This is a genomic window from Shinella sp. G-2, assembly GCF_050172695.1.
Taxonomy (GTDB): domain Bacteria; phylum Pseudomonadota; class Alphaproteobacteria; order Rhizobiales; family Rhizobiaceae; genus Shinella.
In genome coordinates this window covers 202469-226696 of sequence record NZ_JBBEYH010000001.1, presented here as the reverse complement: position 1 = coordinate 226696, position 24228 = coordinate 202469, and the positions used below count along the sequence as shown (strand labels likewise).

The following is a 24228-nucleotide window of genomic DNA, read 5'->3' as shown; positions in this document are numbered from 1 at the left end:
GTTACGTTCTCCGCTTCTGAAGGGCGCGGAAGGCCGCGCCATCGGTCAGGTCGCGGCGGGCTGTGCCGGGCTCGTGGCTTCCGGGCTGGATGATCACAGGGCAAGCCGGGCGGATGAGTGTCACGGTGGCGCCGGCGCCGAGCGACAGGGAGAGGCGTGGAAATACCCTGACATCCATCTGCCCGGCCGGGTTCGCAGCCATGGTCGCCGAGATCTCGTGAAACCGGATCAAGTTGCCCTGGGTAATCTGCATCTTATCTCCGCGGGTGAGCGGGTAACCGGCAGGCAGGCCGCCCAGCATGGCGATGCGGCGGTTCGCGTGGACCGCGCGGATGACGACGGCCGACGCGCCGAGGATGGTGCCGGCCGGGTCGGCCTGCGGATATTCGGAGGTCGGATCGCACAAAAGGAACGATTGCTTCGCCCCTTCGAGATCCCGGATCGCCGCCGCGACCTGCTTCATTTCGCCGTGCTCGCCTTTGTCGAGCGTGACGTCGCCGGTCCAGAACGGATCCGCCAGCTCGGCCTGCCAGAGATTGCCGTCGCCATCGCCGTCGATCTGGTCGTTGCGCTGGATCGACCATTTGACCGCCGAAATCGGCAGCAGGTCGTAGATCTCCGAAAGGGTGAGAGGTGCAGCCATCAGCGCGTCCGCCAGTTCGGGTTTTCGTTGTAGGCGGCGATCTTCTCCGGCAGGTACACCTCGTTCTGCTCGACGACTTCCAGCGCGATGCCAGGCGCGCGCTCCTCGATCGCCGCCATGACCTCCGGCCGCAGATTGAGGGCACCGTCGCTGGAGATGCCGAGCAAGATCTTGAGCTGGCCGATCGCCATGGTGCTCGCCTGGGCGATCTGGTCGGCCGACCGGCCGATCGGCAGCATCGGCTGCACGTCGACAGCGCCGCCGCCGGCGTACCCTGCCAGACCAAGGCGCATCGCCTCGACGACACCGACGCCGCCAGCGCGCGCAACGTCGCGCTGCGACCAGACGACTTCCCCGGCGTGGACGATGCCGCGCGGCTCATGGAGGCCGCCATCGCCGGTGTATCCGCCGCCATAGAAGAGGCCGGGCTTGAGCAAGCCGGCCGATGCGGCGCCCCATTGAGAGAAGAGGCCACCAAAGATAGAGCCGAGGAAGCTCCCGCCACCGGAGCCGCCGGCGCCCGGTGCCTTGAAGAGGTTGTTCAAGAAGTCGTCGAGCAACGAGCGCCCGAGGCGCTTGAAGGCCGATATCCCAGCGTCGGCGAAGCTATCGAACAGGCCTTTGCCCTGGTCGAGACCGTCAAAAAGCGTGTGCGCGAAATCGCCCGCATAGTCCCGCGCCGACTGCAGCGACAGGTTCATGCGGATCATGTCGGCTTCGACGCTGTCGAAATCGACCGCCTTGCCGCTGGCGCGCAGCCGCCCGGCGATCTGCTGATCCATCCAAGTGCGGCCGGCCTGCTCGCTCTCCCACAGGAGATCGGCCTTTAGCTTGGCCGTGGATGCAGCCTCTGCATATTCCTTGAAGGCGTCGACGCGCTTGGCGATCGCGGCCCGCTGCGCCTCGGTGATGGAGCGGCCTTTGTCCTCGGATTGCTGCAGAAGGTCCAACCTGAAGCGCAGTGCGTCCGCCTCGATGCCGACCATGCCGGCAAGCTCGGCTTCGAGCTTCATTTGCGCGACACGATCGTCGGCCGACTTGATGAGGTCGCGGTAGGCGTTGCGGGCGGACGCTGCGCCACGCGCGATCTTGTCGGCGCCCGGTAGCCCGTCCAGTTCGATCAGCGGGCGATTTGTTGGAACAGGTATGACGCCTTTCGGTTGGCGACTGTCCGTCTGTACGATCTCTCCGTCCTTGTCGCGGAACGTCGCGCCGGAAACGATGTCCTGCACGTTGGTCCCACCTGCAACGGCGGCGATCCACTGAGCCCGCGCTCCCTGGGCGGCCGAAAGGCTCCGGTAGAAAGCTGCGGTAACCTCGTCGACGCTCTTGCTGAAATCCAGCATGGCCGGCGACGCCTGTGTGCGCACAGCGTCGGCCAACACGGCCTTTGCATTGTTGAAGTCGGCAACAGTTGCTGTTCCCGCCGCGACTTTCTCGCGCAGTTCATCCCAGGCATAGGCAAGCGCCCGAGTGGTATCGTCAGCCCCGGGCGTTGCGCGCAGGACAGAGAAAGCCAGGACTGCCTTGTCGCGCAAGGCGTCGAGTTTCGCTCCCATCCCTTCCAGCTCGCGGCCTGCAAGGATGCCGCCCGCCTCTTGGGCGTCACTCGCTTGCTGCGCCCTTTCAAGTTCGTCGACGTAGCGCTTTAACGCAGGCGTCGCTTCTCCCCAGAATGCAGCGGCCCGGCGAATGATGCCGTTCTGTTCCTCAAGCAGTTCCGAGACGTTCTCCGCGCCTGCCTCAGCCGTCATGAAATACTGGATAGCCGCAGCGACGCCGGCTGTGAGGCCAACCGAAAACAGAGAGGAGAGGCTGACAAGGGAGCGGAAACCGGCAACGAGGCCAGCGACCGGGCGTTCCATAGAACTGATGACCGACGCGATCTGCGTCCCCTGCTGGAGGCCGATCATAAGTGGGCTCATGCCCATTGCAGCGGTTACGGCAATGTCCTGCGCCTGGAACGCTAGATTTGCTGACTGAAACCCGTGCAAGCCCGCACCGCCTGCAGCAACGGACGGAGTATCAGCCAGGGCCCGATTGCGGCCTTTGATCGCGTCGATCGACGACAGCGTCATCTGACGCTGACGCGAAAGCGCGGCCGTCATCTCGTCCGAGGATATGGCACCGACGGCGTGGGCCTGCCGGATTTCCAGCTGCGCCTGCTTGTACTGCGTGATGGCCGCGTAGACGGGATTGAACTTCGCGCGGATCTGGTCGAGGGATCGCGCGTAAGCGTCGATATCGGACGCCCGATCCGGCGTAATGCTACGCTGATCCACCAGGGACTGGGCAGCGGCCTTCCGAGCGGTGGAAAGCCTCTCCAACTGGCTGATTTCGGCATTGTAAGCCGCTGTCGCGCGCAGGCGCACGTCGATGGCCTGCGAAGCGGAGAGCGCGCCTAGCCGCTCGGCTTCCGCGATGTCCAGGAGCGTCTGACGGTACCGTTGCCCCGCTGCGGCCAAAGGGTCGAAGCGGGCGCGGAGCTGCTCGGTTCGGGCCGCGAGCGCAACGGCAGCCGCAGCTTCTTGCGCCATTGCAGCGGAGCGACCCTTGATGACGTCCATCGACGCCAGCGCGACCTGCCGCTGGCGCGACAGTGCGGCCGTCATCTCTTCAGTCGAAATCGCGCCCATGGCATGGGCCGTGCGGATCTCAACCTGCGCCTGCTTGTACTGGGTGACGACGGCAAAGAGCGGATTGTACTTTGCCCGCAACCGGTCGAGGGACAGCGCCTCATCGGCCAGCACGCCCGACCAGCGACGTGCATTGTCGTTGACAGCGCCGGAATGCAGGCCGGCCGACGCATTGATGAGCTGCTGGAGCTTCGTCGTGCTGGTCGCCGCCTCGGTACCAATACCCGAGATCGCCTTGCCGACTGCGCCGACATTGGCGACGGCGGTGGCCGTGCCGTCCAGCTCGATGCGGGCGGCGATCTTCAAGGGAGCGGTGGCCATCAGCGTGCCTCGTTCAGGATCGGCAGCGCGCCTGCCTCAAGGGCTCTGAGGTCGGCCATACGGGAAAGTGGCAGGCCCAACTCTTCCAGGGCGGCCCGCGCGGCCGCGTAATCGAGGCCGAGCCAGATCAGACCGCCCATGGTCGCAACCACCCGCCACTGCGTCTGGCAGGCGAGAAAGGCGAGCAAGGAGGACCAATTCTGCGGCATGATTTCCTGTTCGTTTTTCGGCTTGGCGGCCGGCAGGCGCGTGACGCGGAGTTTTGCAAACTGCGCGCGGACCTTGTCGTTCAGACCCGCGGGCTGTGTTCGGTCGGCGCGGCCGAGATAGGCTCTGGCCCACGCCGCGCCGGCCGCTCTCAGTTTCCCAGGCGTCCGCCGTCGTCCGAAATGGCCTCGCCGTAGGCGCGCACGAGGGCGTGGCGGATGTGCGGAAAGCGAAAGATGAGCGCGAAGGTCTCGTCATTGAAGGGAATGGGCTTGCCGTCTGCATCCTGCAGATCCTCGTCCCACCCTCTCAGCACGCGCCGCAGGGCGACACGGTCGTGCAGGTCGAGCTGCTCCTGCATCGCGCGGGCCTCCTTTGCCTTCATGTCGGGCTTCATCGGGCGGAGGATCGCGGCGCGCTCGGCATCCGCCGCCTTCGCTTCATCCGGGTCCATGGTCGCGAACCGCGCGGTGAACACGTGCTCGAGCTTCTTGCCGGCGTTGTTGGGGTCCGGTTCGATGACCTTGACCGGCCAGGAGAACGTCAATTCGGGGGTGAACTTGAAGGTCATTTGAAGGGCCTTTGAAACAGGAGTTCAGGCCATCACTTGAAGGTGATGACCAGCTCGTCATTGCCGGCGTTGGGACGGATGATGAGCGGAAGGGTGTTGTTGCGGATGCGTTGGGTCTCGCCATAGGTCGGCCGGCCGATCTGGACTTTCGGCATATCGAACTTGACGATGTTGCCGGCGACGGTTCCGTGCTGAGCGGCAAGCGCGCCGAGCGTGCGGGCGCGCGCGATCTGGATCCAGTTCTTCTCGGCGAGGCTGGTGGCCTCGAAAATGGCAGAGCCGGTCGCCTTGCGCCCCGTCTGGCGAATGCTCTCCTGGTTGATAAGGAGGCGAGGCTCGACGGTGTTGCCGAGGTCCCAGGTCAGGCCCTCACAGGCGCCGGCATGGCCGTGCAGTGAGACCGTGGTGTTGGCCTTGTTGACCGGGACAGGCTCAATCCAGGCGCTGTCGTTGACCGGCGGCAGCGCAGTGTCCGAGAACGTTCCGAGGAGGCCGATCATTTCCACTGTGAAGCTCGGAATGCCCCCCGGCGACAGCGAGGCGGTCAACTTGCCGCGCACGCCCAACATGACGTGGTTGACGCCGTCATCGTTGTAGAAAATCGTCGAACTCTCGAAGAGCTTGCTGACCGGCGAGTATTGCACGTCGACGACGGCGTCGATGACTTCCTGCAGGCCGCACGAGCGCAGGAGCGGGCTGCAGGCCGGCGCGGTCCCGGCGACACCCGAACCGGCAATGTCGAACTCACCGCGCAGACGGCAGTAGTCTCCGGTCAGGAAGATGCCCTGGTGGCCCATGTACGGCTTGTAGCGGTCAAGCTCGATGTCCTGGCCGGCCAGGGGCTCATAGGTCACGTTGCGCAGGACCATGGCATTGGCCGCACCGGTGGGCGCGGCGCTGACGCCATAGTTCGCCTCGATCTTGCAGAGGATGGCGAGATTGTCGACGTAACGTTCAGCCATCGGCCTGGTCCTTCTTGCCGGCCGATCCCTTCGGCGCCACGTTTCCTTCCGCTCCGGCTTCAGCCGGCTTGGCGGGCTTCGGCGGCTCGGTGCGCTCGATGAGCTTCAGCTTGCCGTTCTCGCGGATGTAAGAGCCGCCCTTGCTTGCGTTGTCGTCCATGTCAGTCCTCGTTGAGCCAGGTGGTGGTGACGAACACGTCCTCGAACCAGACCGTGCCGGCGATGGCCTGTTGCATCTCGCCCTCGACATGCTGCAGCGGGTCCAGCGCGCCGTCCGGCACGAAGCCGAGTAGCCGGCCGCGGACGAATTTCTTCAGGGTTTCGACATCGTCGGCCGCGGCGGCGTTGTGCTGGGCCGATAGGTTCGTCGTGACGATCACGACGGAGATATCGACCGTGCAGCGCTGGCGAACCTTCGACCTGGTCGTGCCGTCCTTCTCCGATCGGTCGGTACCGCAGAACACGTAGACGGCCGGCGACTGCGGCGGCGCGTCCTTGACGGTGGCCAGGTCGGTCGCGCCGCCCGCGATGCGGAACGGTGTGCCGGGTGCCAGGAGGCGGGTTTTCAGGGAGGTGATCAAAGGTTGGTCCCCCTCTTGAGCCACTCCTGGCCGATGGCGATGAAGTTCTCCCGGTCGGGCGCGGAAAAGCCGAGATACGGCCGCGCCGGCACGGAGACGGTGTGTTCGCCGATGGTGATGTTGCGCTCCGCCGAGCCCTTGGTGCCTGGGCGGACGATGCGGTGCTGGCCGCGGATCCGTTTGAAGGACGCCCGCTGGCTGCGCGCATAGTGCGTGGTTTCGCTGCCGAGCTGGTGTGGCCGGGCGTGAACCAGGTTGCTGCCCACCTCGGCCGAGTGATCGTCGGATGCGGCGACCAGGCTGGAATAGAGCTGGGTCGTGACGCGCAGGATGTTCGCGGTGCCCCGGCGTCGGCCGCGCACACGCTTCATGGCGGTGCGGCGAGCAAGGGGCTTCCACTTCACGCCGTCCGGTCCGGTCTCGCGGTGGAAACGTTGCTGCGTCGACGTGAGCATGGCCGCGGCGAATTCGGCCATCAGGGCGCCGGGATGCGTGACGGTCACGCCGATGGCGCTGAGGACCGGCGACAGTTCGTCATCGAGGAGGATCGCGACGCCGGGCATCAGAGGTGCCTCAGCGTGTCGCGCGTGAAGACACGGTTCGGTGCGACGGCCTTGACGGAACCGCCGCCGGCCGGCGCCGGCGTCTCGCCAGCCACGGACAGTTCCACGAGCCCGCGCGAGACGTCGCGCAGCCACACCAGGGCGTCATTGTACGCGGCCGTGACCGGGCTGTCCTTGTCGGCCGCTTTGCCGTGCAGATAGTACCGGGCGATATCGGCCGCGGTCTTCACCAGGACGTCCGGCACGGTCGGCAGCGGCAGCTTGACCGCCTTCGTCAAATACGTGTCGATCTTCGCCGAGGCGTCGCCCAGGGCGCGCGCCACAACGACGGCGTCGATCGTGGAGACCGGGACGTTGACGCGGTCGGTGAGCTGGACGAGTTCCAGCTCACCGAAGCGGTCGACCATGTCCTGCTGGGTGGCATAGCTCATCAGACGATCTCGACGGTGAGTTCCGGTTCACCGAGCCATGCCTCCAGCTGCTCGGGCGTATAGTCGCCCGGCGCGAAGGTGGTGCCGGACGGCGAGTGCACGACACCGCCGCGGCGGAAGCCGTTGGTCTTCGAGGTCACGAAGAGCGAGGTCGGCACGATCTCCGGCTCCTCCTCGATGAGGCGCGAGAAGAAGCGGTAGGTGTGGGGATGGCTGTCCGAAAGCGCGGCAAAGCGGTCACCCCAAGAGATGACGCCGACGTCCTGGGCAGTGGCGAGATCCACGCCGGTGGTGAATGCGGGCGCGTTGGAGCCGAACTCGACAAATCCGCCCGTGCGGAAGGTCAGTGTGCTGAGACCTTGCTCGGCGGGGCGGTCAGCGGGACCGGCCGGATTGCCGGCCCCGCTCGCCGCATCGCCCTGGGAGGGTTCGGGTTGTTCCACGAGACCCCCGGAAGCCGCTGCTTCCGCTTCCGGGGCTGACTGGCCGTTCGCCGCTTCCGGCGCCATGCCGGGTGTCGACGTGCCATCTTCGTCATGCGGTTTCACCGGATTGGTCGGAGCCTCGCCGGCAGCAACGCCGCTGCTCGCTGGGGTATTGGTCCCGCCGGGATCGCTCAAACCCGGCGGGGTCGCTGCGGCGTCCAGGACGACGCCGGCAGCGTTGGTCTCCGATGCGATCGCGGCGGTGGTCGCCACGGCGCTGGTCGGAGCTTTGAAAGGCTTCTTCGAGTTCTTGCTCATGAGCGTTTTCCTTTCGGGATTTGCGAGGAGGATCGCAGCCGATCCGCCTCGGAAAGCCCGGCCGGCCGGAGCCGGCGCGGGACAATGGGTCAGGTCGCCCGCAGGCTCTGTCCGTCCGTCAGCCAGCTATCGCGATACTCGGCCGACAGCACGCCAAGCACGCGGAAGGCGGCCGGCTTGATCCAGGTGACGAAGAGATGGACCGCAACGGCCGGGGCATCACGGATGAGGTACATGAGCGGGGCGACGATGAGCGGGCCGACGAACGCGGCGACGTGGCCGATGCAGACGATGCAGGCGTTCAGGAGAAAGGCGAGCATTCGGGAGTAGCGCATTGCACATCCTTGTCGAGTTTGCGGGTTTGCCAACCGCCCGGAATTGAAGCGCCGGGCGGAAGAAGGGCAGCCGTCAGGCCAGCCAGGGAACGACCAGGACTTCGGCGGTGTTGGCCCACTTGTTGGTTTCGCCGCCGTTGACCAGGACGCTCTTGACGACATCCTTCGCCGCGCCCTCCAACGAGGGCGGCACGACCAGGAGCGTGGGGTTGATCGCAAGGGGATTGCCGTAGTCGGCCTTCATGCTCGTCAGCGCGACGCGGGCCGTCTCGTAGTGCGCGGCGTCGAGCGCCTGCTTGGAGCCCCAGGCCATCTGCCAGAAACCGAAACCGACTTCGCAGCGGCCGTCCGAGCCGAAGACCAGCTCGTTGCCGAAGAACACGTTGTCGTCGTCCTCCTTGTCCTTGCGGACGAGCTTGTCGAACTTCTTGCGGCTCTGGAAGATGAGCGGCTTGAGGGCCCGCGAGACGTCCATGAGGAACCACGGCGCGCCGGCGCCGCCGTCCGTGTTGGCGACGCTCACGGGCTTGCCATCCTTGTCCAGGACAGGATGATCCGTGTCGAAGAAATACTGGCCGTCGTAGCACTTCGTGCTGAAGCCGAGCATCAGGAGCGCGAAGACCAGCTCGTTCGGGAACATCCGGGCTTGCAGGCCCAGCTCCTCGAAGAGGGGCTTGTAAATCCCGAGATTGTCATCCTCGAAATCGTCGCGGTTGACGCTGATGGTGCTCTCGAAGGACCGGTTCTTCAGCGTGTAGCCGTGCTTCTGGAGCGCGTTGATGACACGGGGGCCGATCCACTCGCGGAATTTCGGGAACTTGCCGAGCCAGCCATACTCGTTTGACGCCGTCGTGGAGTTGATCGTTGTCGTGATCCGCTCATAGACCGGCTGCGCCATTGCAAGTCCGCGTGCGAAGGCGGCATCGAAGCCGACGCCTGCCGCGCGAAGTGTCGTACTGTTCAGTTCCATTGGAGCGCCTTCTTAGTTGTGGGTGACCCAGACGCCGCGGTCATCGACGTCGGCAATCTTGCCGACCACGGACCGGGTGCCGCCGCCGTTGGTTTTCGCGACGGTTTGGTCATCGACGCCGTAAGCGTCGCTGCCGATGTCGGCGCGGGTGATGAGGTCGGCCGCCGAGGAGTTCTCCCAGCGGAACGTGCCGAGTTCCTGGTCCGCCGAGACGGCGCCGTTGCCGCCCGACGTGTTGTCGGTGAACTTGGCGCAGCGGCCGGCCGCCTTCAGGGTGGTGGCCGCCGTCACGGGGGTGAGGAAGCCGCCGGCATTGATGGCAACAAGCCCGCCGGCAAAGAGCTTGACGCCCGCGGCGACAGGAACCCGCCGCTTGTCGGGAATGGCGCGCGGGGTGGGGCGATCAGCGGAAAGGGCGGTCAACGGCCTGCCTCCAGTTTTGCCTTGGATTTCTTCATGTCGTCCTCGGAGAGCCCCATCTGGTGCATGACCGCGAGTTCGGCATCGCCGAGGACATCGCCAGCGGCGCTGGGATCCTTCGCCGAGGCCGAGCGCTGGGCAGCGGTGAGAACGGGCGCCTTTCCGATGAATTCATCGAACTTGGCGGGATCGGCCCGGTGCATGGAGAGGCCCCATTCCTTCAGGGCGGGGACGAGCTTGCCTTCCTTGATCGCCTTCTCGACGGCCTCGGTGGCCTTGTCCGTACCGATCTGGTCGGTGAGCGCGTTCAGTTGAGCCTGCATGGCGGTCACCTGCGCGACCGGCACCCACTTCGTCGGGTCAACCGTGCCGGCAGAATGCGCGGCGCTGATTGCCGAAACGATGTCGTCGGCGCTTGCCGTTTCCGGCTTGCCGACAGCGATCGCAATCTTCTTGCGATCGGCGACCGCCGACTGGACGGCTGCGATGATCGCCTCCGACTTGGCATCGCGTGTCAGGCCAGCCGCGACGGCAATCGCCGTCGAGCTGGTCAGAAGCGAGTTGATGGCGACAAGCACATCATTCTCGCTGGCGCCGCCGGCAAGGCCGAGGGCAGCGATCAGCTTCTCCATAGGTTCCTCTTTGTAAGTTTGGTGGAAGACCGAATGGGCGGAGACCTCCGCCATGTTCAGGTTGGGGGAGTTGGTCAGGGCCGCGTTCTGCAGCGCCAGGACGTTTCCATCCTTGTCGTGGAAGAAGACCGGCGAGAGGTAGCGGTATTCCCGCGCACGGATCGAGGCCTCGGCTGCGGCGGTCCACTCGACACGGCCGAAGAGCCCATCGGCGCGCGCCTCGACTTCCTTGATCCAGCCCGACGCGGGCGCTGGCTTGCCGTTGTCCGGCGCCTTCAGCGTCTGGTGTTCATAGTCGAAGACGATGTCGGTCGCGCCGTGGTAGCTGCGGGTGAGTTCGGCGATGCGCTGCAGGCTGGCCTGGTCACCGGCATGGTATGGGCCGCGGCCATCGCGTCCGTTGAATGTGCCCGCGGGGATAAGCTGGATCCAAATGCCATCGGCGGCGTAGGGCGAAAGCTCGGCGACGTGCGCCGAGATGACCGCGGTGGCGAGGTGAGCGAGAGCGTTTTTCATGACCGCCATCTAACGGCGGTCGGCAGCGGCAGTCAGAAGTGCAAAACTGCACCACGGCGCTTCGGGCGCTGGGAACGCCCTGCAGCAACACTTAGCGGCGCGCTCGTGATCCTGCAACGAGGAACAGCATCAAAATTGAAGCCGATTTGAAGGCCATGGGGGCGCATTTGCGCCAAGAACGGCCATCGGGGCATCCGAGCCCCTTTGCGCGCGCTGGCGGCCAAATTTGAAAGCGGCCTTTCATTGTGCTAGTTTCAGGCCGTGCGCGCGACACGGTGATATTCTCGCGGCCGTAGGACCACCTCCGGGTGGGACCGTCATGTAGGGTTCCTGCGAGGCCCTACCGCGCACATCAATCCTCCCTTCGATCAAGCACGATCCGCACGCCGTCCCGCGCGAGCAGCTTCAGCACGCGGTCCTCGCTCGTGAAGCGGTAACTGGTGAGGAAGGCGGCCTTCCGGCTTTTGGTCGACTTGACGACGGCATGAAGCCAACGCCCTCCGGTCAGGCGGATCAGCACCACCGACAACGGGCCGTCTGTGACGGCGAGCGTGGCCTTCGCGGGCATGGCGGGCAAGAGCCGGTAATCCTCGATCGTCATCTCCGGGTGACGGGCTAGCTGCTTGACCATGGTTTCGGCCGACAGGAGCGCCACGCGGGCGTCGACGCCGAGCGCGCCCGCAAGCTCGGGCGATATCGGCATGACGGGCATGGCGCCCTGGGGGCGGCGTACGAAGCGCTCGAAGGCGCTGCTGGATACGCGCTCCTCGACCGCGGCCGTCACCAGTTCGGGCGAAGCGCCGGAGATCTTCTCCGCCACGGCCTTGTTGACGCGCGCCTCGTATCCGGCACGGCCGGGATTGTACGCCCAGCCCGGATCGATGCCGTCAGGGACGCGGACGATCTCACCCGTGCGGCTGTTGACGAAATTCCGATAGGTGTCCTGCGGCGGCTCGAACTGAAGCTTCTCGCCCTCGGCAAGCAGGCGGTCGATGTCGCGTTGCGAAAGGCTCTGCAGGGTGCAGCGGCAGTTCCAGCCGCAGGGTGGCGCCCACATCTCCCAATAGGGATGGTCGATCGGCAGGACGAGGTTGTGCCTGGCACGGTGCGCTGGCCGGGTGCGATCGTCCAGGAGGCAGACATAGCGGAGGAATGGACGCGACTTGCGGTTCCGCTCGAAACCCGCCCAGTGCCCCGCGGCATAGGATGTCCGCATGTTGGCGTCGAAGACCGTCTGCAGCCGCCGCGCGCTGCCGAGCTGCGCCGGCCGGATCTCGCCGGTGAGCGGATCTTCGACCAGCTTTTTCCCCCACCAGCCCTTTGCCTCAAGCACCGGTCTAAGCGAACGGGCGAACTCGGCCGGTGTCCGGCCTTCCTTCAAAGCCCGTTCAAAGGCGTCTGAAATGTCCTTCAGGATGTCGAAGCCGGCCGACTTCGCGACCGTGAAGGACGTTGCGTGCTCCTCCTGCCAGAAGTCCTGCCAGGAGAAGGTTTCGGCGAGATTGCCCTTGCGCAGCTCGAAGGCGGCGATGGCGTCGACAGGGGCAAGGGGCTTGAGGACGACGGCCAAGGTCAGGCCTCGCCGAGATCGTCGTCGCCAATGCCGGCGAGACGCGCCGAGAACGCCGCCCTGGCGAGCATATCGGTCATGGCGCTGACATCCATGCTGCGGTAGCGGTCCGCGATGATGGCGCGGACCTCTTCGATGGTGGTGGCCCCCGCGATGGCTTCCTCAAGCCCGGCGACAACCGGTTCCACCATTTCGGACCAGCCGTCATCGTCGAGGATTTCGACAATGGCGCGGTCGATGGCGTCGGCGGGTTTCGCCGCCGGCGCGGCGCGCTGGGCGGAGGGCTTGCCGACGATTGCGGGGTTGTCGGCCGGCGGCGGGACTTCTGCGGCCGCAGCGGGGCGGCTACGAGGCACCAGCAGCTCCTCGTCTTTGCCGGGCTCCGGCGCGCCGATCTTGTCGCGCACGGTGGACATGGCGATCTTGCCGCCCAGCGCGACGAAGGTCGCCACGTTCTTCATCCACTTTTCGACGTCGATCAGCTCGGGCCTGCCGATCGATATGGTCGGGTAGGCTTTCTGTGGTCCCTTGTTCAGGTCGATGTAGGGGCGGACCAGGTCCCGGTTGAGCGTGGCGGCGAGCTGCCGGGCGTCCGACCGCTCAATGTCGGCCTTCACGCCGTCATGCACCTTCGCCTGGGCATACCCGCCCGCCGTCATGTCGGTGGTGCCGGTCTGGCCGAGGACGAGTTTCGACACCTGCCGGTCCAGCCAGTCGCAGCGCTTTTCATAGAGTTCGTGCGAGCCCGACACATCGGCCTTGATGAATTCGACCGACATGGACGCCGGGACGATTGCGGAATAGTCGACGCCGATATTCGCGACCGCCCGCAGGAGGATTTCCTTGTCCTCGTTCGAAGCGCCTTCGCCCCACTTGCCGAGCCGCAAAGGCTGACCATACGCCTCGCAGAAGATCGCCCAATCCTTTGCCGTGAAGCTCTTGAAGAGGAAGGTCCAGCAGACAGCCCGCGCGATGCCACCGCGGATCGGAAGGCCGGATTTTACCTTCGCCTGGTGGAACACCCATTTGTACGGCGCGAGCGGCTGATCGCCGGCCGGGTCGCGCAGCAGCGGCGTTTCGCCGTCGTCATCGAGGAAGCGGAACCACCTCGGGTCGCGCCATTTCAGGGCAACCGGCTCCCATTGGCTCGCCGACATGTCCCAGATGATCTCCGTGGCCGAGAAACCCTTGCCAACGGCGTCCAGGATATCGACCAGTTCCGTCTGGATGGCGTCGCGCTTGACGAATTTGCGGATCATTTCCGCGTTCTCGACATCGGCGGCGGAATCACTCGCCGCTTCGACGGTGATATCGAGGCCGGCGACCTGCAGCTTGCGAGACCCGAGGACGCCGGCATAGTGGAGATCTCGCTCCTCCATGTCCTCGGCAAGCTCAAGGTACGCCTCGGGGTCGCCGTGGACGCTCGATTTCAGGAGGCGAGCGAGCTTGCCCGGTGTCAGGCCCGACGCCTGGTGCTCGGTGTTGGGCCGGCGCACGCCCGTCATCGTCGGCGCGGCTTGCTCCTGCTTCAGGGCGGCCGTGCTGATCGGCCGGCCGTACTGGTCGACGAGCTGGACCATCAGTAGATACCTCTTGATCGGCGCATGGATGCGAGCCGGACGGGAGCGCCATCGTCCCGATCGGCGTCTGGTGTGTCGAACTTCGTGGCGCTGCGGGGGACCGGCGTGTAGCCGTATTCCATCTGGTCGCCGCCGGCGGCGTTGATGCCGAGGAAGGCCGCCCAGGTGCGGTCGGCGTGGTCGTCGTCGCGCTCGGCGACGAAACGAGGCGCGCCGGTCGGCCCGGAGACCTTGCGGAGCTTGTGGAGGTCGGAACGCAGGGGAACGTTGCCGAGCGGGATCCGCACGGTTCGGTCCTCGAACCGTTCCTTGCCGGCCGTCGCCATGATCAGCTTGTTGCCGGGCGTGAAGAGGACGCCCTCGACGCGAGCGCCATAGCGGCGCTGGGCATCTTCCACGACCTTTTCGCCCATGCCTGTCTGGTCGATGCAAGCGCGCGCGACGCGGTACCGTGTCATGACCTCGTCGAAGGCGGCGTCCATGTCGGCGAAGGTGGCGCGCTTCTGCTCGATGATCTCCCTGCACCAGAGAACGTCGCCGATCTGCTCCCACACCCATATGACGTGAAGGTCGTTTCGACGGCCGATGTCGCGACCAACGAAACAGGCGTTGCCCTGGTATCCTCCCGGGTCGCCGGCGTCATCATCCTCGACGGACGAGATCAGCTCGTAGGACAGCCAGGCGCTTGCCTCATCGAGATAGGCCAGCTCGTATTCCTGCGACCAGGCGTCGTCGTCGGCGATGCCCTTGCGCAGCTCGTCAATGTTTCGGGGCAGGCCATCGCGGACAGCCTGGTAGATGTCGACGACATGCCGCGACCAGGTGCTGTCGTCGGCCGTGTCGAGTTCGTAAAACTTCCCGCTCTTGCCGTTCGGCGTCGAGGTAACGCGCAGTTTCCAGCCGGCAGAGATGACCGGGAACAGCGCCTTCCAGATCGCGCCGCTGTCCTTGTGAAAGGCGAACTCGTCCAGGAAGACATTCGCGGAGAAGCCGCGCGCCGTGTCGGGGTTCGCCGGCAGGGCCGTGATCTTGCTGCCATGGGGAAGTTCGACTTCGAGAGCGCGGTACGTGCCGTTGTCGCCGACCCAGTCATAGGGCTGCAGCTCGCCGAAGACGAGGCCGTAAGCCTTGGCGTGGATCTTCACGCCCTCGTTCATGGCTTCGGCCGCCTGCCGTTCGCCGCGGGACAGAATGACCCAGCGTGTGCGCTTCCCGGCTACGGCTGCTTCGAACGCGTCGTCGACGACTTCCAGCGTGGTCGTGAAGGTCTTTCCGGTCTGACGGGCAAACTTCCCGATCTTGAAGCGGGATTTGTCCTCAAACCACCGGCGCTGGTAGCCGTAGAGCAATGGTGCGCTCATCCCTCGACCCCGTAGGCCTGGCGAATGAGGCGGAGAACTTCGGCCTTGTCGACCTGCTGGTTGAGCTTGGCGGCGGCGTCGACCGCAGTCTGCGCCATGCCCGTGAGTTCCTTCTCCACCTTTTGCCGCCGCGAGGTCGAGACGCCCTGCGCCTGGGCCGCCGAGCGCAACGCATTGGCAAGAGACATGGCGTCCTTCGGCTGGAAGCCCGCCTCGCCGCCGTTGGTCAGGAGTTCGAAAACTAGCGTCTTGATCGCCTCGGCCGCTATCAGGGTGAGGTTGTCGCTGTCGGTGGCGTTGAACTTCTCGGCAAGGGTGGACGCGATCTCCCGCGTGTCGTTGATGCGCCTGGTCATCGTGGCGAGCTTCAACGAGTAGCGGTTGAACGCCGAGAACGACGGAATGGAAAACTCGATCTCGCCGCGGTGCTCGCGCTCGATGGCTTCCAGCTTGCCGACGAACTCTTCGTAGATCTCCGTCTGCGTCCGGTCTCGCTTCTGCAGCTCGGCAGCCGCCCAGGCGACGACCGGCGCGCACACGTCGGGGAGAAGCTCGATGTTGGACAGGCGGGCGCGCCCCATGTCAGGCCCCGCCGCGGGCGCTGGGGCTCATGACGCCGGGGATCGATACGAGGCCCTGAAGGTGAAAATCACCACGTTCGCCCAGGCGGGCAACCATGACGGTGTCCGCCTGGACGATGGTGACCGCGCCCATATCACGGAGATAGGTGAATTGTCTTTCGACCCACTCGCGCGGCTTGTCGATCATGAGACGCGTCAGCAGATATCGCTGCATCCGTGCCGACGACATCGCCTTGTTGTCCTCTTTGAAAAGCTCTTTCAGAATTGCAAGCCGAGCTTCTTCTTCCATGTCCATAACGGTCCCCATTTATTTCCCCACCTGCTCAAGCAGGTATTCCTGCAAACGATGGTTTGTCGCCGCGATCGGCTTCAGCCGCTCGTCCATGGTGTCGAGGCGGCCGGCGATGCGCTCCATGCTGATCTGGAGATTGTGCGCGGTTTCCCGATCCGGGAGATGCTTCATCTCTCCTTCGACAGTCTGGATGCGGCGATCGTGGTCGATCAGCTTGCTCTCGGTCTTGGTAAGGCGCTCCTCCAACTTCTTCTCACCGGAGGTAAGCGCGTTGCGGACGAGGCCGAACAACGTGAAAATTGAGATCGAAAGTCCGATCCACGGAACGAGCGGTGCAACGTCCATCATCGACCCTTCCTCCGGCGGTCCGCCTTGATCTGGCATTGCAGGCACCGGCGGGCCGAGGGCAAAGCCTCCCGGCGCGCGGCCGAGATCGGTTCACCGCACATCTGGCAGTCGGCGGTACCGAGAGCCGCGAGGGCGGCGCCGGCTCTGGCGATTTCCGCCTGCCGCTCGGCCGTGACCCGTTCGTCGGCGTGGGCCAAACGGTCTTCAAAGTTGCTCAAGGCTTGGTCTCCATGGCGTCGACGGCCGCAACAGCGGCCGCCCGTCTCGTCTCACAAGTCAGGAGCGCGGCTCGATCCGCGCCCCAGGTGGATGTGACCTCCTGGGAGGTCATGTCACGATCCGGCAGGCTGCGCGGACGCGGGCAAGATTGGCGCGCGGCGGCCGGCAAGGTCGCCGCGCGCAGATCGGCGCGGATGACCGGCGTCGGGCTATCGGGGGAGCAGGCGGACGCGATCACGGCCGAGGCCGCAAGCATCGCCAGCAGGCAAGGCCGCATTGGCAGTCTCCAGTTCGGATAGTTGGGCTTCGACGGCGCGCACGCGGTCGTTGGCTGCTGCCTCGATGGCAAGTGCGGCTTGCGCCTGGTCGGCGACGCGCCGGAGCGCCTGGGCATTGGTCCGCTCGATCTCGGCGATCCAATGCGCATCGCGGCCGGCGACGGCCGAGGTCACGGCGCGGTCGATCAGCGTGTCGATGCGCGACACGACGAAGAGCATGATCAGGCCGAAGGTGAGCAGCAGCGCTGCCGCCGCGAAGGCCGGCAGCGCTGCCCTGTTGAGGAGCGCCATCATGCGGCCGCTCCCGGTTGATCTGCGGCTTCGCCGGCATGCTCCTGGGCGGCGCGATAGTCCATCGATCCGGTCACCCGGTGGATGCCGAGCAGAGCCGCGATCAGCATCACCATCGACGGGACAACGATGCTGGCGATATCGACCGCCTGCTGGACGCCGGAGACGGCACCCGCGCAGACCAGAAGAATGACGATCCACGCGGAGGCCGTGTTGAACGCGATCTGGCGCTTCGTTGTGCGATAACTCGGGCGGGGCGTCATGCCTCGTTCCTCGTGACGGGCACACCCTTCGCCGTCAGCCGAACGCGACCGCCGGTCGGCAGATCAGCCGTCGACGGCCAACGGACGGCAACGAGCCGATCCTTCGAGATCCGCGTGATGGAGACGGAGTTGTTCTGATTGGCGCCGAGCACATGGAAATGCGTATCGTCCTCGCCGGCATATTCACCGACATGGCCACCGCCGTCGCGCTTGAAAACGAGGATCGCACCGAGGGCCGGCTCCGCCAGGGCAACGCCGAACTTCCTCCAATTGAGCGCGCCGAGCGGATTGGCCGGAAGGCTCTCTTTCGGAAGAGTGATTGCGATCCAGGCCGCAACTGCAAGACCGCACCAAGGCGTATCGTCATCGCGATAGAAGTTGGCCACCCAGCCGCCAACGCGCTTGGCCCAGCCGATAATGACCGGATTGGAGCCCGGACCAGGAACCTCGCGCAGACCCATATGACGACGGGCTTCGCGCATCCAGACCGGCTCTGCAGGGACCGCGGGCGCCTGCAGGGGGGCGGAGCGTGCCGTTGAACGGCGCAGGGCCTCCACGGTCGCACTATTCGCCATGCCGGTGACGAGCAGGCCTTCCGCCCGCTGGAACCGCTCCAGCGCTTCGATCGTCCGGCGTCCGGGCGCGCCGTCGACGGTGCCCGCATACGCGCCATGCGCCAAAAGGCGCGCCTCGACCCACTGGTCAAAAGTGGTGGCCATCTATGTCCCCCGGAACGAAAAAGCGCCTTGGGATCAAGGCGTGCAACTCGGGGGACAATGGGCTGGGGAAAACGGAAAGTCAGAAGCGCAGAATTGCGCTGCGGCTCAGAAAAGGGAGCCTTGGCTATCGTCGACCTGCTTGCTGCGGTGGTCGGTGACCGTGCGACGAGAGACGCCCGTCATGCGGACGATTTCGTTGTTGGAGTAACCCTTTTTGATCAGTTCGGCAATCACGGCGGCACGGCGGCGGCGATCTCCGTTCATCGCGACGGGTATGGTGATGTGCTGCGTGCCCCATTTGGCCGCGATGGCATCGGCCGCCTCGGCGCCGACCAGGACGGCCAGCCAGTGATCGTGCGGCACCCGGTCGGGGATGTAGATCTGCAGACCGGCCTTCTCCGAGCCAAGCAGAAGCGCCGCCCGCTCACCAGCCACATCGGCGATCTGGTTGAGCAGCGGCGTCATCCACATGCGGTCGGTAGAGCGATCAATCATGCCGGCCAGCCGTGCGGCCGATGCCGCAAGTCGTCTCGATCTCGATCTGTCGAGCCGTCAGGGTCTTGAGTTTTTCTTCCCGCCGCATCCGGGTGTGCGCGTCCACGCCTCCGCGCCTGAGCCGCTTCAAGAGGGCTTCACGCTCCTCTCGAATGGCGTTCAAAGTCTCGACTTCAAACAACGGCAGCGCGGGCGTGTTCATGGCGACGGCACCTCCTGTTGTGCCAGCTCGTGAAATTCCAGGGCGAGTTCCGCCAGCCGGTGCGCGGTGGCGAGAGGGCCGACACGATGGGCGAGGATTGCGGCCGACTGGCTAAGTTCGTCCTGGGCGCTGGCGACGCGCTTTTCCGCGTCGACGATGATGGCCTGCAGGGCGGATATGTCGGTGCGGCCGGTCATGGCTTGGCCTTCCTGGCAGCCCGGACCTGCGGACCGAGGGCGTTCATGACCTTCTGCCACTCGGCATCGGAGATCTCGGTCCACATGCCCGTCGTGCCGGTGGTCGCGACCACGAACGTGTCGAAACCTTTCCGCGCGATCCGGTCGGCGCCGGGATGGAGAATGCGCCATTGCGCCCAGGCGATCTTGTAGCCGTAGCGCCCGAGATAGGCGGCGTCGCGTTTGCCCGTCGGGCTCCAATCGACGCCAGCTTCACGGGTGATCCACGCCTTCAGCGCCTCCACGACGGCAATGGTGTCGCCGGCCTGGTGCAGCCAGCTCGCGTGATCAAGGCCGGTCTGGCGTTTCACGAAGGCGATCAGCGCGGCGTCGTCCCGGCTGTCGAACACGCCGAGGTTCCAACCGGCGATCCAAAGCGCCTGGACCTTTTTCGCGGCGCGGCCGGTGAGCTGCTGCCGCCCGTTGGCGCGGCGCGGCACAGTCGTGAAACCGAGCCGGCGCAGCTCGGCAAGCACGGCGTCCTTTTCCGGCGGCTTCATGAGGCTCAACCGGGGTTTGCCGGTGACGCGGGAATAGATGGCGCGCTGATCGGTTTCGTCAGCAATGCCAAGCTGCTTGAAGCCAACGAAGATGGCGGCGACGGTGGAGGTCATCGCTCAACCTCCTGGTCACGATCGACCCCGTGGGGGGTCGAACCATTTGTTGGTTTCGTCCCCGTGGCATTGGTCTGACCCTGCCTAATCGTCTTCGTCGCCTTTTTCTGCTTGAGGGCGATAGCGTCGAGCTGACGCAAGATGTCTGCTAGATCGTATCTGTCAGTGGTCTCCAACTCGATCTTGATGGTCGCGTTCGTGCCTTTCGACGCGGAGGAATATGCTCGCAGGCAGACGCCCTCGCCAAAATAGATACCGTTCATATGGGCTCCCCCGCAAAAGCCGCAGGAAGCTTGAACAGCGGCGTCGATATAGCCATTGTCCCTTGCCGAGGTGCGTGGGGATGACGATGCAACATCAAAGAGCTTTTGCGACCGCCGCAGCTATCGCTATCGGAGCGGCGGTAGTTTTGCCTGTTATGTTCGGGGATGCGCCGGAACAGAGCGCGCGTAGTGGCGAGGATGCCTGGCGAACGGTTTTGTTCGATTTCCAAACGCTGTTCGCAGGCATCTTCGCCGTCGCTGCGGCAATGTGGACCGTTTTCACCATGGAACAAACGGAACGTCAGGCGGCGCGTCGGCATTCCGAGCAGATCGCTCTGGCGCTTAGGGCTGACACCTTGAAGGTAGACAGAGCGCTCTACCCACAATTCAAGGAGCTTATGAACAGCCGCAAGAACCTCCGCACCGACCTTGAAAACGTGGTCGCACGCCGGAACGATCCGAACCATCTTAGCTCGCCGCTTCGGTTCGAAATCTCCTCTATCCGAAGCGAGGTAAACAATATAGCCGCGTTGCTGAAGCGACCGCACTTCCTGGAGGGAGCGGCGCTCTTTGACGCTGACTTGAACCACCGTGTCTGGGACCTCCGGAAACGCGTCGACAATGTCCTGCAGAGCGTCGAGATAGCCTACAACTACTTCCATGGAGAAGGGCGACATAGCGCCGACGACGTTCGTCACTTCGAATATGACGTTTTCTGCAATGAGGGCGGCGAAGAACGGATCGAAGGCTTCGTTTCGTACTATGTAAATCACAGCGAGCCGATTTTCGAAGCAATGCGTCGACTTGCTCGCACCTACAAAATTGAGCGGTGACCTCGTCTTCATGAGCCATATACCCCGCGCGAGGTAGGTTCTGAACCTCGATCAAATGCACTCCAAATTGCGGCTGCGGTATTGGCGAGGTTGACCTCGGTGACCGCGTGAGCCCCGCACTCGCAGTCGATCTTGAAGATCAGGAAGGTGCCGTCCGGCCGGCGCTGCACCTCCTGGCCGAGATTTTCAGCCTCGGCGGCAAGGGCGGCGATGACGTCGTCGAGATCGCGAAAGTGCCTCATGCCGCACCTACCATCGCCCGCACCTCGGCAAGCGCTTCGTCGTTGAGGGCCTTGGCAGCGACATAGGAGCCGGACGGGCAGACGTCCGCCGGTGCGATCTCGGCATTCGCGTCGAGATGAAAGCGGCCTCCGCACGCAAAGGCGATATCGGCGTTGCGCCCCCCAGAGGCCTCGACGCGCGCGGCTCCGCAGCAAGGGCAGCGCTTGAGATCGAGCAGCTTACGCTCACGGGTGGAAATGAGGGCGCGGGTCATAGCGTGCGCCCTTCTTCCAGTGCCTCGTCCAGCGTGCGGCCGAGCTGCGGCAACTGTTCGTCCCGGAGACGATCGATCTCGTAGACGACGGTCTGGTCGATGTCATTGTAGGTCGCCGCGATCTCCTCAAGAAGAAGCTCGATCGTCTTGACGCGCGAGAGGCAGAAGGCATGCGCGCGCTTCGGTGTCCATTGTCCTTTGAGGCGTCGATGCCCTGGCTTCGTTGTTCTCTTGGCCATGGTCCAGCCCTCACGCCTTCGCCATGTCAACGGTAATCGGGACCCACTGGTGGTTCAGAGAGGCACGCTGATAGAAGCGGATGTACTGCTTCGAATAGTTGATGCGCTTCGCCTCCTCGATGGCGCGCATGGCCTCCTTCCAGCGCGGATCGTCGATCTGCAGCTTCGTCAGCTTTTGGATCTCGGAGCGGTCGACCTTGCCCGCCTTATCGGTATTGAACGCCTTCGTGATAAGGGCGCGGATCTCGGCGCTGCTATCCGAGGTGATCTCGTTGAGATACTCGACGATCAGCGCTTTTGCCGTCTGGAGCTGCGGGCCGTATTCTTCGAAGTCGTTGATCGCGACCTGCACCTTCAGGAGCCCGTCGAACGATTGGTAGGTGCGATTGCCCTTCGCCCCGCCTTTCTTGGCTCCGTATTCCTGCTCCAGGAGGCCGTCGAACCCGTCGAGGTCTTCCATGCAGTGGAGCCGGAAGCGGGCGATCTGCGCGGAGATGTCACCGGCGAAGCCAATGACCTTCCGAACGACCTCGTCTTCCAGTTTGTCGGCGGGCTTGATCAGCTCAACGGGCACAAGCGAGCCCCTGGCATCGGTCATGTAGTCCTTGCCCTTGACGACGGTGATGCCGGTGTCGGGGCGTTCTTCCAGAATGATTGCATCCATGTTCAAAGACCTTTCAAAGCCGGTTTGAAGCGCGGCAAAATCGCCGCGCCGATTGAGTTCGGAGGTGGGAGAGACTGCGGCCATCACGCATTTCCCTTGGGGAAGAGGTGCAGGACATTGGTGCCGGGCACGGCCAGGGCGGCAGTGATCCGGTCGCGCGGCTGGCGCTCCTCATCGGCGCGCCGACGACGGACAACCTCGCGCTCCAGGAGAAATGCCGCGTCGGCGATGACACGAAGGTGCTGGGCGAGCTTCCACAGCTCCTCGCCGGTCATAACCAGCCCCTCATGGTCATGGTCGCCGAACCGAATTGCGAGGGCCTTCAGCTCGGTGGAAATGAAATCGGTCACGATGTGATCTCCTCGGTTTGTGTGGGGATGCGGCTGTAGGGGCACCCGTCCCGGCAGGCGCGATACATTTCGACCCGATGGGACGAGGTCGCCGCGTAGGGCTTGGCCTGCCATTCCAGGCATTCATTCTTGCGGATGGCGCCGAGCATCGGGCAGGACACGGTGTCGCCGATAAGCTGCCAGCGCACGGCCTCCTCGACCTTCGGAAGATTGCCCTTGTAGGTGTTGCCGAGGACGGCGCTGATCGTCGGGGCGGAATAGCCGACCTTTCGAGCAACGGCGCTCTGGCTGTCCTTGGTGCAGGCGCTCGCAAGCACCAGCACCCAATCGGGGGCGGCGTTGCCCCAGGCAGCTTCGACCTTCGCGAGATAGTCCGTCACCGGCCGCGCGGATGGGATGAGCGTCATGGCGCGATCTCCTCGGCTTCTGCAGGGCCGATGATGCGGTTCTGGTTCTCGTCCAGGATGAAGGACGCCTTGTAGCGGCGGGGCGGCTTCGGGCCGGTATTGGCCGAACCGAGCAGCACATAGAGGGCGCGGCCGGTCGAGCCTTTGCCCGCCTTCATCTTCTTGAGGATGCCGGCGCGTTCAAGCGCGCGGCAGTAGCTGTTCGCGTTGTCGTACTTCACGACGCAATCGTCGGTGCTGGCTTCGATCGCCAAGTCGTTGACCGTGAAACCGCCCCGTGCCCGGCGCATGACGTTCCACATGTTCTGGAGACCTTGGCCGACCGTGCTCCTGCCTTTCCCGTCGTCGCGCAGGACTGGCGTTTCGCTCTGGCGCTGCAACAGCCGATAAGGCCGTGCACCACGAGGCGATGCCTTCTCCTGCAGACGTTCGAGAAAACCGCAGGCGACGAGCTTGGCGAGGTCATTGGCGACACGGGTACGATGCGCCTGGTCGTATCGGCCGGTGACGTCGGAATACAGGAAGACGTCAGTTTCGCGGGTGAGGTCGAGGATGACCGACCACATGTGATCCATGCCATGTTGGATCGGCGTGGTGCCCGAAACGCTGAGCTTGAGGAGCTTCCGCATGGTCACTTCCTCCGCGGTGCGCGGCCGGTGAAGATCGGGCCGGTATATTGCTCGAGCGATATCTCGGAGAGCTGGCGGGCACGGGCGAACTGGCCGACCTCAGCAAGCGTCGTGACGACGCGGGAGGTGACGCCGTTGGTCTCCCTTACGATATGGGAGAGCAGATCGTCCTGAACGCGGAGCTGGCGCTGATAGATGCTGGCGAGCGCCTGCGCGTCGTCCAGGTCGCAAGGGTTCGCCATGCCGAAAGCCGTCACGCGGTTTTCGCAGCGCTCATAGGCTTTCAGCTTGTCCGGCAAGCGCTCCTCGCCGACCAGGAGCACCGGAATACGCGCGCCCTTGTAGATGTCGCGGATGTACTCGATCAGGCCCTTGTCCACGAGCTTGTCGGCCTCATCGACGATGAGGAGCCGGTTCGGATCGTCCTGCAGCATCCGCAGGATCTGGCGCATCATGTCGGCGATCGATCCGCGCGGCTTGTCGACGCCGAGTTCCGCAAGGATGGACTCAACGAGGACCTTTTTCGTCCAGTAGTCAAACACCTCGATATAGAGGGCCTTGGTCTTGTTCTGGACGTACTGGCTGGCCTTCGACTTTCCGTAACCGCTAGGCCCGAAGAAGACGCCAAGACCATCGACGCCAACCGGGCGGTCGATGATCTTCTGCGCGACGGCAAGGCATTCGGCGACGTTCTTCAGGGGCGCCACCGAGCCGAAGCCGGGATTGACAGGTTTGCTCAATGCATTCATGATTCAGTCCTTAAGTTT

38 protein-coding genes are annotated in these 24228 nt (G+C 64.6%); 1 reads left to right on the top strand and 37 read right to left on the bottom strand.

Annotated elements, in window-relative coordinates; genetic code table 11:
- Position 1 precedes the first annotated feature (1 nt).
- The 29 genes from V8U06_RS01170 to V8U06_RS01030 form a co-directional block, all read right to left on the bottom strand.
- On the bottom strand, positions 2–643 hold the full coding sequence (locus V8U06_RS01170) for a hypothetical protein (RefSeq protein ID WP_427139154.1): 642 nt from the start codon (positions 641–643) through the stop codon (positions 2–4).
- Entirely contained in the window at positions 643–3600 is a 2958-nt protein-coding gene (locus tag V8U06_RS01165; protein ID WP_427139153.1) for a phage tail length tape measure family protein, read from the bottom strand. The genes V8U06_RS01170 and V8U06_RS01165 overlap by 1 nt, the downstream gene beginning before the upstream one ends.
- Complete coding sequence (locus V8U06_RS01160; RefSeq protein WP_427139152.1) at positions 3600–3809, bottom strand: DUF1799 domain-containing protein; 210 nt, start codon at positions 3807–3809, stop codon at positions 3600–3602. Before V8U06_RS01160 ends, V8U06_RS01165 begins: the two co-directional genes overlap by 1 nt.
- A 149-nt stretch (positions 3810–3958) precedes the next feature.
- Positions 3959–4378 carry a hypothetical protein gene (locus V8U06_RS01155; RefSeq protein WP_427139151.1) on the bottom strand — a complete coding sequence of 140 codons (420 nt, stop codon included), beginning with the start codon at positions 4376–4378 and terminating at the stop codon, positions 3959–3961.
- Between the two features lie 32 nt (positions 4379–4410).
- A complete protein-coding gene (locus tag V8U06_RS01150; protein WP_427139150.1) occupies positions 4411–5340 on the bottom strand; it encodes a phage tail tube protein in 930 nt (309 codons plus the stop codon).
- Complete coding sequence (locus V8U06_RS01145; protein ID WP_427139149.1) at positions 5333–5500, bottom strand: hypothetical protein; 168 nt, start codon at positions 5498–5500, stop codon at positions 5333–5335. The genes V8U06_RS01150 and V8U06_RS01145 overlap by 8 nt, the downstream gene beginning before the upstream one ends.
- Before the next feature lies 1 nt (position 5501).
- Positions 5502–5921, bottom strand: coding sequence for a phage tail terminator protein (locus V8U06_RS01140; RefSeq protein ID WP_427139148.1), 420 nt, complete (start codon positions 5919–5921; stop codon positions 5502–5504).
- Complete coding sequence (locus V8U06_RS01135; protein ID WP_427139147.1) at positions 5918–6484, bottom strand: phage virion morphogenesis protein; 567 nt, start codon at positions 6482–6484, stop codon at positions 5918–5920. Before V8U06_RS01135 ends, V8U06_RS01140 begins: the two co-directional genes overlap by 4 nt.
- On the bottom strand, positions 6484–6915 hold the full coding sequence (locus V8U06_RS01130) for a gp436 family protein (RefSeq protein WP_427139146.1): 432 nt from the start codon (positions 6913–6915) through the stop codon (positions 6484–6486). The genes V8U06_RS01135 and V8U06_RS01130 overlap by 1 nt, the downstream gene beginning before the upstream one ends.
- Positions 6915–7658, bottom strand: a complete 744-nt coding sequence (locus tag V8U06_RS01125) for a hypothetical protein (protein ID WP_427139145.1) — start codon at positions 7656–7658, stop codon at positions 6915–6917. Before V8U06_RS01125 ends, V8U06_RS01130 begins: the two co-directional genes overlap by 1 nt.
- 89 nt (positions 7659–7747) lie before the next feature.
- Positions 7748–7993 carry a hypothetical protein gene (locus tag V8U06_RS01120; protein ID WP_427139144.1) on the bottom strand — a complete coding sequence of 82 codons (246 nt, stop codon included), beginning with the start codon at positions 7991–7993 and terminating at the stop codon, positions 7748–7750.
- A gap of 73 nt (positions 7994–8066) precedes the next feature.
- Entirely contained in the window at positions 8067–8963 is an 897-nt protein-coding gene (locus V8U06_RS01115; RefSeq protein WP_427139143.1) for a Mu-like prophage major head subunit gpT family protein, read from the bottom strand.
- A gap of 12 nt (positions 8964–8975) precedes the next feature.
- Positions 8976–9386, bottom strand: coding sequence for a hypothetical protein (locus V8U06_RS01110; protein WP_427139142.1), 411 nt, complete (start codon positions 9384–9386; stop codon positions 8976–8978).
- Positions 9383–10531: a phage protease gene (locus tag V8U06_RS01105; RefSeq protein WP_427139141.1), complete on the bottom strand. Its 1149-nt coding sequence runs from the start codon at positions 10529–10531 to the stop codon at positions 9383–9385. Before V8U06_RS01105 ends, V8U06_RS01110 begins: the two co-directional genes overlap by 4 nt.
- Before the next feature lie 352 nt (positions 10532–10883).
- A complete protein-coding gene (locus tag V8U06_RS01100; RefSeq protein WP_427139140.1) occupies positions 10884–12101 on the bottom strand; it encodes a phage minor head protein in 1218 nt (405 codons plus the stop codon).
- A 2-nt stretch (positions 12102–12103) separates the two neighbouring features.
- Positions 12104–13681, bottom strand: coding sequence for a DUF935 domain-containing protein (locus V8U06_RS01095; RefSeq protein WP_427139139.1), 1578 nt, complete (start codon positions 13679–13681; stop codon positions 12104–12106).
- Positions 13681–15042, bottom strand: a complete 1362-nt coding sequence (locus tag V8U06_RS01090) for a terminase large subunit domain-containing protein (protein ID WP_427139138.1) — start codon at positions 15040–15042, stop codon at positions 13681–13683. Before V8U06_RS01090 ends, V8U06_RS01095 begins: the two co-directional genes overlap by 1 nt.
- Positions 15039–15623 carry a phage protein Gp27 family protein gene (locus V8U06_RS01085; protein ID WP_427139137.1) on the bottom strand — a complete coding sequence of 195 codons (585 nt, stop codon included), beginning with the start codon at positions 15621–15623 and terminating at the stop codon, positions 15039–15041. The genes V8U06_RS01090 and V8U06_RS01085 overlap by 4 nt, the downstream gene beginning before the upstream one ends.
- 1 nt (position 15624) lies before the next feature.
- Positions 15625–15918 carry a hypothetical protein gene (locus V8U06_RS01080; RefSeq protein ID WP_427139136.1) on the bottom strand — a complete coding sequence of 98 codons (294 nt, stop codon included), beginning with the start codon at positions 15916–15918 and terminating at the stop codon, positions 15625–15627.
- Positions 15919–15930: 12 nt separating this feature from the next.
- Complete coding sequence (locus tag V8U06_RS01075) at positions 15931–16263, bottom strand: DUF2730 family protein (RefSeq protein ID WP_427139135.1); 333 nt, start codon at positions 16261–16263, stop codon at positions 15931–15933.
- Positions 16260–16481 (bottom strand): TraR/DksA C4-type zinc finger protein, encoded by a 222-nt coding sequence (locus V8U06_RS01070; RefSeq protein ID WP_427139134.1) that lies wholly within the window; start codon positions 16479–16481, stop codon positions 16260–16262. Before V8U06_RS01070 ends, V8U06_RS01075 begins: the two co-directional genes overlap by 4 nt.
- A gap of 210 nt (positions 16482–16691) precedes the next feature.
- Entirely contained in the window at positions 16692–17054 is a 363-nt protein-coding gene (locus V8U06_RS01065) for a hypothetical protein (protein ID WP_427139133.1), read from the bottom strand.
- Positions 17051–17314 carry an NAD(P)+ transhydrogenase beta chain gene (locus V8U06_RS01060; protein ID WP_427139132.1) on the bottom strand — a complete coding sequence of 88 codons (264 nt, stop codon included), beginning with the start codon at positions 17312–17314 and terminating at the stop codon, positions 17051–17053. The genes V8U06_RS01065 and V8U06_RS01060 overlap by 4 nt, the downstream gene beginning before the upstream one ends.
- Positions 17311–18033 (bottom strand): TIGR02594 family protein, encoded by a 723-nt coding sequence (locus tag V8U06_RS01055; RefSeq protein ID WP_427139131.1) that lies wholly within the window; start codon positions 18031–18033, stop codon positions 17311–17313. Before V8U06_RS01055 ends, V8U06_RS01060 begins: the two co-directional genes overlap by 4 nt.
- Positions 18034–18138: 105 nt before the next feature.
- Positions 18139–18528, bottom strand: coding sequence for a helix-turn-helix domain-containing protein (locus tag V8U06_RS01050; RefSeq protein ID WP_427139130.1), 390 nt, complete (start codon positions 18526–18528; stop codon positions 18139–18141).
- Complete coding sequence (locus tag V8U06_RS01045) at positions 18521–18730, bottom strand: hypothetical protein (RefSeq protein ID WP_427139129.1); 210 nt, start codon at positions 18728–18730, stop codon at positions 18521–18523. The genes V8U06_RS01050 and V8U06_RS01045 overlap by 8 nt, the downstream gene beginning before the upstream one ends.
- Complete coding sequence (locus V8U06_RS01040; RefSeq protein ID WP_427139128.1) at positions 18727–18927, bottom strand: hypothetical protein; 201 nt, start codon at positions 18925–18927, stop codon at positions 18727–18729. The genes V8U06_RS01045 and V8U06_RS01040 overlap by 4 nt, the downstream gene beginning before the upstream one ends.
- Complete coding sequence (locus V8U06_RS01035; protein WP_427139127.1) at positions 18924–19580, bottom strand: regulatory protein GemA; 657 nt, start codon at positions 19578–19580, stop codon at positions 18924–18926. The genes V8U06_RS01040 and V8U06_RS01035 overlap by 4 nt, the downstream gene beginning before the upstream one ends.
- Positions 19577–19843, bottom strand: a complete 267-nt coding sequence (locus V8U06_RS01030) for a hypothetical protein (protein WP_427139126.1) — start codon at positions 19841–19843, stop codon at positions 19577–19579. The genes V8U06_RS01035 and V8U06_RS01030 overlap by 4 nt, the downstream gene beginning before the upstream one ends.
- A gap of 80 nt (positions 19844–19923) precedes the next feature.
- On the opposite strand from V8U06_RS01030, the gene V8U06_RS01025 reads away from it, so the two are divergent.
- Positions 19924–20676, top strand: a complete 753-nt coding sequence (locus V8U06_RS01025; RefSeq protein ID WP_427139125.1) for a hypothetical protein — start codon at positions 19924–19926, stop codon at positions 20674–20676.
- Positions 20677–20684: 8 nt separating this feature from the next.
- Here the strand turns inward: V8U06_RS01025 and V8U06_RS01020 are convergent, their stop codons facing one another.
- From V8U06_RS01020 to V8U06_RS00985, 8 genes are all read right to left on the bottom strand, one after another.
- Positions 20685–20918, bottom strand: coding sequence for a hypothetical protein (locus tag V8U06_RS01020; RefSeq protein ID WP_427139124.1), 234 nt, complete (start codon positions 20916–20918; stop codon positions 20685–20687).
- Complete coding sequence (locus V8U06_RS01015) at positions 20915–21172, bottom strand: hypothetical protein (protein ID WP_427139123.1); 258 nt, start codon at positions 21170–21172, stop codon at positions 20915–20917. Before V8U06_RS01015 ends, V8U06_RS01020 begins: the two co-directional genes overlap by 4 nt.
- Entirely contained in the window at positions 21169–21411 is a 243-nt protein-coding gene (locus V8U06_RS01010) for a hypothetical protein (protein WP_427139122.1), read from the bottom strand. Before V8U06_RS01010 ends, V8U06_RS01015 begins: the two co-directional genes overlap by 4 nt.
- A gap of 10 nt (positions 21412–21421) precedes the next feature.
- Positions 21422–22075 (bottom strand): DUF3164 family protein, encoded by a 654-nt coding sequence (locus V8U06_RS01005; protein WP_427139556.1) that lies wholly within the window; start codon positions 22073–22075, stop codon positions 21422–21424.
- A gap of 83 nt (positions 22076–22158) precedes the next feature.
- Positions 22159–22425, bottom strand: a complete 267-nt coding sequence (locus V8U06_RS01000) for a hypothetical protein (protein WP_427139121.1) — start codon at positions 22423–22425, stop codon at positions 22159–22161.
- The gene (locus tag V8U06_RS00995; RefSeq protein WP_427139120.1) at positions 22422–22832 is read right to left on the bottom strand and encodes a transcriptional regulator; all 411 of its coding nucleotides are present in this window, start codon (positions 22830–22832) and stop codon (positions 22422–22424) included. Before V8U06_RS00995 ends, V8U06_RS01000 begins: the two co-directional genes overlap by 4 nt.
- Positions 22829–23461 (bottom strand): hypothetical protein, encoded by a 633-nt coding sequence (locus V8U06_RS00990; protein ID WP_427139119.1) that lies wholly within the window; start codon positions 23459–23461, stop codon positions 22829–22831. The genes V8U06_RS00995 and V8U06_RS00990 overlap by 4 nt, the downstream gene beginning before the upstream one ends.
- Before the next feature lie 2 nt (positions 23462–23463).
- Positions 23464–24210, bottom strand: coding sequence for an AAA family ATPase (locus V8U06_RS00985; RefSeq protein ID WP_427139118.1), 747 nt, complete (start codon positions 24208–24210; stop codon positions 23464–23466).
- Positions 24211–24228 lie beyond the last annotated feature (18 nt).

What these genes read in the sequence shown, in the direction of transcription:
- V8U06_RS01055 (WP_427139131.1), bottom strand. Translation starts at nt 18,033, where the DNA reads ATGGCCACCACTTTTGACCAGTGGGTCGAGGCGCGCCTTTTGGCGCAT.
- V8U06_RS01065 (WP_427139133.1), bottom strand. Translation starts at nt 17,054, where the DNA reads ATGATGGCGCTCCTCAACAGGGCAGCGCTGCCGGCCTTCGCGGCGGCA.
- V8U06_RS01145 (WP_427139149.1), bottom strand. Translation starts at nt 5,500, where the DNA reads ATGGACGACAACGCAAGCAAGGGCGGCTCTTACATCCGCGAGAACGGC.
- V8U06_RS01075 (WP_427139135.1), bottom strand. Translation starts at nt 16,263, where the DNA reads ATGATGGACGTTGCACCGCTCGTTCCGTGGATCGGACTTTCGATCTCA.
- V8U06_RS01165 (WP_427139153.1), bottom strand. Translation starts at nt 3,600, where the DNA reads ATGGCCACCGCTCCCTTGAAGATCGCCGCCCGCATCGAGCTGGACGGC.
- V8U06_RS01060 (WP_427139132.1), bottom strand. Translation starts at nt 17,314, where the DNA reads ATGACGCCCCGCCCGAGTTATCGCACAACGAAGCGCCAGATCGCGTTC.
- V8U06_RS01030 (WP_427139126.1), bottom strand. Translation starts at nt 19,843, where the DNA reads ATGAACGGTATCTATTTTGGCGAGGGCGTCTGCCTGCGAGCATATTCC.
- V8U06_RS00995 (WP_427139120.1), bottom strand. Translation starts at nt 22,832, where the DNA reads ATGACGCTCATCCCATCCGCGCGGCCGGTGACGGACTATCTCGCGAAG.
- V8U06_RS01125 (WP_427139145.1), bottom strand. Translation starts at nt 7,658, where the DNA reads ATGAGCAAGAACTCGAAGAAGCCTTTCAAAGCTCCGACCAGCGCCGTG.
- V8U06_RS01120 (WP_427139144.1), bottom strand. Translation starts at nt 7,993, where the DNA reads ATGCGCTACTCCCGAATGCTCGCCTTTCTCCTGAACGCCTGCATCGTC.
- V8U06_RS01025 (WP_427139125.1), top strand. Translation starts at nt 19,924, where the DNA reads ATGACGATGCAACATCAAAGAGCTTTTGCGACCGCCGCAGCTATCGCT.
- V8U06_RS01130 (WP_427139146.1), bottom strand. Translation starts at nt 6,915, where the DNA reads ATGAGCTATGCCACCCAGCAGGACATGGTCGACCGCTTCGGTGAGCTG.
- V8U06_RS01010 (WP_427139122.1), bottom strand. Translation starts at nt 21,411, where the DNA reads ATGGCCAAGAGAACAACGAAGCCAGGGCATCGACGCCTCAAAGGACAA.
- V8U06_RS01155 (WP_427139151.1), bottom strand. Translation starts at nt 4,378, where the DNA reads ATGACCTTCAAGTTCACCCCCGAATTGACGTTCTCCTGGCCGGTCAAG.
- V8U06_RS01150 (WP_427139150.1), bottom strand. Translation starts at nt 5,340, where the DNA reads ATGGCTGAACGTTACGTCGACAATCTCGCCATCCTCTGCAAGATCGAG.
- V8U06_RS01045 (WP_427139129.1), bottom strand. Translation starts at nt 18,730, where the DNA reads ATGAACACGCCCGCGCTGCCGTTGTTTGAAGTCGAGACTTTGAACGCC.
- V8U06_RS00985 (WP_427139118.1), bottom strand. Translation starts at nt 24,210, where the DNA reads ATGAATGCATTGAGCAAACCTGTCAATCCCGGCTTCGGCTCGGTGGCG.
- V8U06_RS01105 (WP_427139141.1), bottom strand. Translation starts at nt 10,531, where the DNA reads ATGAAAAACGCTCTCGCTCACCTCGCCACCGCGGTCATCTCGGCGCAC.
- V8U06_RS01040 (WP_427139128.1), bottom strand. Translation starts at nt 18,927, where the DNA reads ATGACCGGCCGCACCGACATATCCGCCCTGCAGGCCATCATCGTCGAC.
- V8U06_RS01005 (WP_427139556.1), bottom strand. Translation starts at nt 22,075, where the DNA reads ATGGATGCAATCATTCTGGAAGAACGCCCCGACACCGGCATCACCGTC.
- V8U06_RS00990 (WP_427139119.1), bottom strand. Translation starts at nt 23,461, where the DNA reads ATGCGGAAGCTCCTCAAGCTCAGCGTTTCGGGCACCACGCCGATCCAA.
- V8U06_RS01080 (WP_427139136.1), bottom strand. Translation starts at nt 15,918, where the DNA reads ATGGACATGGAAGAAGAAGCTCGGCTTGCAATTCTGAAAGAGCTTTTC.
- V8U06_RS01035 (WP_427139127.1), bottom strand. Translation starts at nt 19,580, where the DNA reads ATGACCTCCACCGTCGCCGCCATCTTCGTTGGCTTCAAGCAGCTTGGC.
- V8U06_RS01095 (WP_427139139.1), bottom strand. Translation starts at nt 13,681, where the DNA reads ATGGTCCAGCTCGTCGACCAGTACGGCCGGCCGATCAGCACGGCCGCC.
- V8U06_RS01170 (WP_427139154.1), bottom strand. Translation starts at nt 643, where the DNA reads ATGGCTGCACCTCTCACCCTTTCGGAGATCTACGACCTGCTGCCGATT.
- V8U06_RS01135 (WP_427139147.1), bottom strand. Translation starts at nt 6,484, where the DNA reads ATGCCCGGCGTCGCGATCCTCCTCGATGACGAACTGTCGCCGGTCCTC.
- V8U06_RS01090 (WP_427139138.1), bottom strand. Translation starts at nt 15,042, where the DNA reads ATGAGCGCACCATTGCTCTACGGCTACCAGCGCCGGTGGTTTGAGGAC.
- V8U06_RS01015 (WP_427139123.1), bottom strand. Translation starts at nt 21,172, where the DNA reads ATGACCCGCGCCCTCATTTCCACCCGTGAGCGTAAGCTGCTCGATCTC.
- V8U06_RS01050 (WP_427139130.1), bottom strand. Translation starts at nt 18,528, where the DNA reads ATGATTGATCGCTCTACCGACCGCATGTGGATGACGCCGCTGCTCAAC.
- V8U06_RS01160 (WP_427139152.1), bottom strand. Translation starts at nt 3,809, where the DNA reads ATGCCGCAGAATTGGTCCTCCTTGCTCGCCTTTCTCGCCTGCCAGACG.
- V8U06_RS01085 (WP_427139137.1), bottom strand. Translation starts at nt 15,623, where the DNA reads ATGGGGCGCGCCCGCCTGTCCAACATCGAGCTTCTCCCCGACGTGTGC.
- V8U06_RS01115 (WP_427139143.1), bottom strand. Translation starts at nt 8,963, where the DNA reads ATGGAACTGAACAGTACGACACTTCGCGCGGCAGGCGTCGGCTTCGAT.
- V8U06_RS01020 (WP_427139124.1), bottom strand. Translation starts at nt 20,918, where the DNA reads ATGAGGCACTTTCGCGATCTCGACGACGTCATCGCCGCCCTTGCCGCC.